This window comes from Cupriavidus sp. UYPR2.512 (genome assembly GCF_000379565.1).
Lineage (GTDB): Bacteria > Pseudomonadota > Gammaproteobacteria > Burkholderiales > Burkholderiaceae > Cupriavidus.
Genome location: NZ_KB903120.1, coordinates 55,856 through 62,017, shown reverse-complemented (window position 1 = coordinate 62,017; position 6,162 = coordinate 55,856). Strand labels below are relative to the sequence as shown.

Below are 6,162 nucleotides of genomic sequence, written 5' to 3'. Positions count from 1 at the left end.
GGGGATCGTTCAATAGTGGGTTAACGAAGGCACTGCCCCTGACTCACATGGCGTAGCAGGCTCGAACGGGCAACCACATCGAACGGCAAGCACCGCCGTGGGAACGGGCCAACGCCGAGGAATGGATTGCCAGCCGCTCAGGCGACGCGTTTTTTGGTTACTTTTTGTCGCTCGGACAAAAAGTGACTCGCCGGCTACGCCGGCGAAACAGCCCACGCTAGCCAAGCACAACACCCAACCACATTGCCGAAGCAAAGAACCAACCTTTAGCCGTCACGCACCAGCCTGCTCCCCCAAGGCCTCGGCAAATCCCGCCGCATCCAGCGGCAGCGACAACAGGTAGCCCTGCACCTCGTCACAGCCCATCTCATTAAGAATCTCCAGCTGCGATACCGACTCAACACCCTCGGCCACCACCTTCATACGCAACTCATGCGCCAGCGCCACCATCGAGCCGACGATGGCGCGGCCCTGCGCATCGGCATCGAGCCCGCCGATCAGCGTGCGGTCGATCTTGAGCGTGCCCACGCGCAGGCGCTTGAGATAGCCCAGGCTGGAATACCCGCTGCCGAAATCGTCCAGCGCCACCTGGATGCCAAGCGACTGCAGCTCGGCCAGCGTCTCGAGCGACTTGACGATATCCTTCATCGCCGCGGTCTCGGTGATCTCCAGCGTGATCGCCGACGGCGGGATATCGTGCTGGTGGATCTGCTCGAGCAGGTACTGCGGGAAGTTGCGGCTGGCAAAACGCAGCCCCGAGACATTGATCGCCACCGGCACGGTGGGCACGCCGGCGTCCTGCCACTGGCGCACCTGCCGGCACACGCTGGTCAGCACCCAGTCGTCGAGCTTGTCGATCTGGCCTGACTGCTCCGCCACGGTGATGAACTCGGCGGGACTCACCTGGCCCAGCGCGGGATGGCGCCAGCGGCACAGTGCCTCCGCGCCCACCAGCGTGCGCCGGCGTGCGTCGTACTTGGGCTGGAACTGCAGCGACAGCGCATCGTCCTGGATCGCCGGCCACAGGTCGCGCCGGATCACGCGGGTGCGGTGTGCGCGTTCGCCGGCGGCGCTGTTGAACTGACGCACCTGGTTCGAGCCGCTCTGGCGGGCCTCGGCCAGGCTGACGCGCGCGGCCTGCATCAGCGTCTCGGAGGTCTGCGCATCGCGCGGATAGACGGCAATGCCGATGTTCACGCCGATCTGCATCTGCAGGCCGCGCGCGGCAATGAACTCGGCCAGCCAACTCAGCATGCGCGAGCCCAACTCCTGCGCGCGGCCGTGGTGCACCAGCTCCGGCACCCCCACGGCAAACTCGTCACGCGCCAGCCGGGCCAGGAAGTCATGCGGCTCCAGCACGGCCTGCGCCAGCGCGCCGGCGTCCTGGGCCAGGATATCGTCGGCGCGGATCTCGAAGACCTCGTCGACTTCGCGGTAGTCGGCAATATGGATCAGCAACACGGCGCAGCCGGTCTCGGCCAGCCGCGCCTGCGCAATCGCCTGGTCCAGCCAGCGGCCGAAGGCGACGCGGTCAGGCATCGTCGTTGCCACGCTGTATTCGCCCACCGTCCCCTGCCCGCGCGCGGCGGCACGCACGGTAAGACGGCCGGGGCGGCCGGGAATGCGCGCGCCGCGCCGCGCCAGCCGGGGCTCGTGCCCGCGCGGCAGTCCGTGCGCCTCGTCCGCCAGCTCATCGGCCAGGCCGGTTTCGTTGTGCGCCGGCAGCAAGCCACGCGACTGCGCGCGGTGGACGGCGAACATCAGCGCGCACAACGCGGTCAGCCCGCCCGCCAGCCAGGCGGGGTGCGGCAGGCCGGCGGCATCGATGCAGGCGCGCGCCGAGACCGAGCCCGCGCCACAGGCGCGGCCCAGGTGCGTGCCGGCCGCGGCCACCAGCCCGGCGCCAGCGACGACCGCCATGATCGCCGCACCACGCCACAGCCGCGTACCCTGGCGCAGCCACTGCACCAGCAGTTTGGCGGCCGCGGTGGCTGCTGCGGCGGCGGCGAAGCTGGCCGCCATCTGCGCCGTGTCGTTGGCCGCCGGCACGCTGCCCGACAGCATCACCACCAGCACTGGCAGGCTTACGCTCAATTGCGACAACAGTGCCGCCGACAAGGTCAGCGTGCGCAGCGAGCGGCCACCGGCTGACTGGTCCGCACGCCCGGCACGAATACCGAGGGCGGCGGCCACGCCCAGCAGGGCAGCCAGCAGCAACAGGACGGAACTCAGGGCAATCATTAGGCTGCGCGATGATGAAGAGAATGCGCGAAGAAGGTCAGGACGCGGGGCAAACCCCGCATCATGGCATCTTGCAGTCGCCGTGTGAACAAGGCAATGGTGGGGACAATGGTTTAGAACGCGCTCCAGTCATCATCGGCCCCGGCAATGGCCAGCGCGGGCCTCGCCGCCGGACGGCCTGCCGGCAGCGCCGCGGCCGGGCGGGCACCAACGGCACGTGGCGCCGCGGCTGTCGCCGGCCGCACCGGCATGGTGCATGCGGTACGGCCAGCGACAGCCGTCGCGGCCGCGCTTGCCCCCACCCTCGTACCCGCGCCAAGGTTGAACACCGAAACCACGTTCTTGAGCTTCTGCGCCTGTCCTTCCAGCGCCCCGGCTGCGGCGGCGGCCTCTTCCACCAGCGCCGCATTCTGCTGCGTCACCTCGTCCATCTGGGTCACCGCCTGGTTGACCTGCTCGATGCCGCTGGTCTGCTCCTGCGACGCGGCACCGATCTCGTTCATGATGTCCGTCACGCGGCGCACGGCCTGGACGATCTCGCCCATGGTCTGGCCGGCTTCGGCCACCAGCCGGGTGCCGCTCTCCACGCGCTGGCCCGACTCGCCGATCAGCGCCTCGATCTCCTTGGCGGCCGAGGCCGAGCGCTGCGCCAGGCTGCGCACCTCGCCCGCCACCACGGCAAAGCCGCGGCCCTGCTCGCCGGCACGCGCGGCTTCCACCGCCGCATTGAGCGCCAGGATATTGGTCTGGAAGGCAATGCCCTCGATCACGCTGATGATCTCGACCACCTTGCGCGAGGCGCCGTTGATCTCGTTCATGGTGTCGACCACGCGACCCACCACATCGCCGCCCTTGAGCGCGATCTGCGAGGCCTCGTTGGCCAGCACGCCAGCCTGGCGCGCATTGTCGGCATTCTGTCGCACCACCGTGGTCAGCTCTTCCATGCTGGCGGCGGTCTGCTCCAGCGACGAGGCCTGTTCCTCGGTGCGCTGCGACAGGTCCAGGTTGCCGGTGGAAATCTGCTGCGTGGCCGACGCCATCGAATCGGCGCCGGTGCGCACTTCGGCAACGATGCCCGACAGGCTGGCCTGCATCGCGGCCAGCGCCTGCATCATGCGGCCGATCTCGTTCTTCGAGACGCTGGCAATGCGCGAGGTCAGGTCGCCGCGGGCGATGCGCTCGAACACAGACAGCGCCTCTTGCACCGGTGTGACGATGGCGCGGTTCAGCGTGACCGTGCACAGCACGGCGACCGCCAGGCCCAGCACGATCAGCCCGATCGACAGCATGCGGATACGCGCAAAGCTGGCCTGCGCAGCATCGAAGTTGGCCTGCCCGGCAGTCATCTGGAACTTCTGCAGCTTCTCGTGCACGCTCGACATGCTGCGCTGCAGGTCAGGCAGCACCTTCTTCGCCAGCCGCAGGGCCTCTTCCTGGTTGCCCGCCAGTGAAGCCGCCTGCAGCGCCAGTACGCCCTGCTCCATGAACGCCTGGCGCTGCGTGCCCAGTTCCGCGGCGAGCTCTTTTTCCTCAGGATTCTGCGGCAGGTTCATATAGCGCTTCCAGGCAGCCTCCGAAGCCTCCACGAACACCCTGGAGCGGTCCACGTGGATCTTGGGATCGTCCTGCTCGCCCTGCATCACGTTGCGGTCCAGTGCCAGGCGCATGCGCGTGGTGGCCTGCATCGCCTCGCTGAGCGCGATGGTGGAGCCGAGCTGGTTGGCATAAGTCTCCCTGAGGGCATCATTGCTTTGTGAAATACCGTGCAGGCCGGCACCGCCAACCAGTAACAGCAGCAGCGACAGCATTCCCATGGCGCCCCGCAGCAGGGTCTTGATCTGGATATGGTTGTGGAAGGACATGATGAAAGAAGACTGTGTCAACCCGCGGGACACACCCCTGGCCCCGTTCCGGCAGGATCGACGCCCAGATGATCCGCCCTGCCCGGATAACGGCGCCGCCTCCTCGTACTTGAGCCGCCGCGCCGGTGGCGGGCGCAATTAATCGGCGATAACCGGCGTGTCGTATATACGCCACGTGGCTTGCCGCGCTAACGCCGCAGACGCCTTTGCGAATTTTCCGCGGCCGATTATGGCGATTTGATTTTGGCGGAGGCTGCCTGCGGCCGGGCCGGTTTGCGCACGGTCGCACCATTTGCGAGCCTGCAGCCGGTACTGCGGCCGGGTAACGCCGACGACGACGAGGGAAATGCCGGGACAGACCACGACACCGAAAGTTCACACAATTATCGGCACCAAGAATTTTCGCAAAAACAGCATCCGATTAGTACGGCAGGATTTGCAGCGGGCGGTTACCCCGTTATAATTGTTTTCAGCATTTTCACCCCCGCACACACCCACCGCATTCCACTCCACCGGAAACCGAGGACCCAATGGCGACTTATCAGGAAATCGTTCAGAAAATCAGTGAACTGCAGAAGCAGGCCGAGGAAATCAAGGCACGCGAACAGGCCACGGTGATCGCGGATATTCGCGAGAAAATCGAGCAATATGGCCTGACCGCGGAAGACCTGGGTTTTGGCGCAAAGGCGCCGGCTGGCAAGAAGGCGGTCAACCGCAAGGTGCCGGTGCGCTATCGCGACAGCGCCGGCAATACCTGGACCGGCCGCGGCAAGCGCCCGGGCTGGCTGACCCAGGCCCTGGCCCAGGGCAAGGCGGTTGAAGACTTCCTGATCCGCTGAAACACGGGATCCGGCAGACGGCAAAACGCCACGGAATTCATCCGTGGCGTTTTTGTTTTCCGGCCTTGCGCGGCGCCCGCACGACGCCGCGGCACCGCCCGTCCGGGCCGTCAGGCGTCAAACCCCTGCGGATTCATCGACTGCCAGCGCCATGAGTCCTGGCACATGCGGTCGATGTCATGGCGCGCGCGCCAGCCCAGCAGCTGGTTGGCCAGCGCGGGATCGGCGTAGCACGAAGCGATGTCGCCCGGGCGCCGCGCCACGATGTCATGCGGCACCGGCTTGCCGCTGGCACGCTGGTAGGCCTGCACCACTTCCAGCACGCTGTAGCCGCGGCCCGTGCCCAGGTTCACCGTCATGCTCTTGCCCTGCTCGCGCAGGTAACCCAGCGCCGCCAGGTGGCCGTCCGCCAGGTCGCAGACGTGGATATAGTCGCGCACGCCGGTGCCGTCCGGTGTCGGGTAGTCGCCGCCGAATACCATCAGCTTTTCACGGCGCCCGCCGGCCACCTGCGCCACATATGGCATCAGGTTGTTCGGAATACCGCGCGGATCTTCGCCGATCAGCCCGCTTTCATGCGCGCCGACCGGATTGAAATAACGCAGGTAGGCAATGCGCCAGTCCGGATCGGATTTTTCCAGGTCGCGCAGGATTTGCTCGCCCATCAGCTTGGTCTGGCCATACGGATTGGTGGCCGACAGCGGGAAATCCTCCAGGATCGGCACCGCATGCGGATTGCCATAAACCGTGGCCGAAGAACTGAACACCAGTTGTTTCACCCCGGCCGCGCCCATTGCCGCGCATACCGTCAGCAGCCCACCCAGGTTGTTGCTGTAATACTCGAGCGGCTGGCTCACGGATTCGCCCACGGCCTTGAGGGCGGCAAAATGAATCACCCCGCTGATGCGGTGTTCAGCAAAGAGCCGGTCCAGCAACGCACGGTCGCGCACGTCGCCCTGCACAAAATGCGGGGTCTTGCCGGTAATGGTGGCGAGCCGCTCCAGCACCACCGGGCTACTGTTGCACAGATTATCCAGGCCGATCACGTGGTAGCCGGCATTGAGCAGCGCAATCCAGGTATGCGAGGCGATATAGCCGGTGGCACCGGTCAGAAGCAAGGTTTCAGGCATGGAAAATAGGCGTCGGAATTCGATTCAGGGCCAGGCCTTGGCCTGGCGGATTCAAAAAGTGTCGTAAGCACCACTTTCCGCCGAGTAAGC

General features: G+C 66.2%; 4 protein-coding genes. 1 reads left to right on the top strand and 3 read right to left on the bottom strand.

Translation table 11 applies throughout. The features are described 5' to 3' along the window. Positions 1–273: 273 nt before the first annotated feature. Together A3A5_RS0123130 and A3A5_RS0123125 are read right to left on the bottom strand one after the other, a co-directional pair. On the bottom strand, positions 274–2,241 hold the full coding sequence (locus A3A5_RS0123130; RefSeq protein WP_018312878.1) for a bifunctional diguanylate cyclase/phosphodiesterase: 1,968 nt from the start codon (positions 2,239–2,241) through the stop codon (positions 274–276). Positions 2,242–2,354: 113 nt separating this feature from the next. Then, positions 2,355–4,103 (bottom strand): methyl-accepting chemotaxis protein, encoded by a 1,749-nt coding sequence (locus A3A5_RS0123125; RefSeq protein WP_018312877.1) that lies wholly within the window; start codon positions 4,101–4,103, stop codon positions 2,355–2,357. A gap of 530 nt (positions 4,104–4,633) precedes the next feature. Here A3A5_RS0123125 and A3A5_RS0123120 point away from each other — a divergent pair. Next, complete coding sequence (locus A3A5_RS0123120) at positions 4,634–4,942, top strand: H-NS family nucleoid-associated regulatory protein (RefSeq protein ID WP_018312876.1); 309 nt, start codon at positions 4,634–4,636, stop codon at positions 4,940–4,942. Positions 4,943–5,052: 110 nt separating this feature from the next. Here the strand turns inward: A3A5_RS0123120 and galE are convergent, their stop codons facing one another. Then, positions 5,053–6,072 (bottom strand): UDP-glucose 4-epimerase GalE, encoded by a 1,020-nt coding sequence (galE, locus tag A3A5_RS0123115; RefSeq protein WP_018312875.1) that lies wholly within the window; start codon positions 6,070–6,072, stop codon positions 5,053–5,055. Positions 6,073–6,162: the final 90 nt, after the last annotated feature.

What these genes read in the sequence shown, in the direction of transcription:
- A3A5_RS0123130 (WP_018312878.1), bottom strand. Translation starts at nt 2,241, where the DNA reads ATGATTGCCCTGAGTTCCGTCCTGTTGCTGCTGGCTGCCCTGCTGGGC.
- A3A5_RS0123125 (WP_018312877.1), bottom strand. Translation starts at nt 4,103, where the DNA reads ATGTCCTTCCACAACCATATCCAGATCAAGACCCTGCTGCGGGGCGCC.
- A3A5_RS0123120 (WP_018312876.1), top strand. Translation starts at nt 4,634, where the DNA reads ATGGCGACTTATCAGGAAATCGTTCAGAAAATCAGTGAACTGCAGAAG.
- galE (WP_018312875.1), bottom strand. Translation starts at nt 6,072, where the DNA reads ATGCCTGAAACCTTGCTTCTGACCGGTGCCACCGGCTATATCGCCTCG.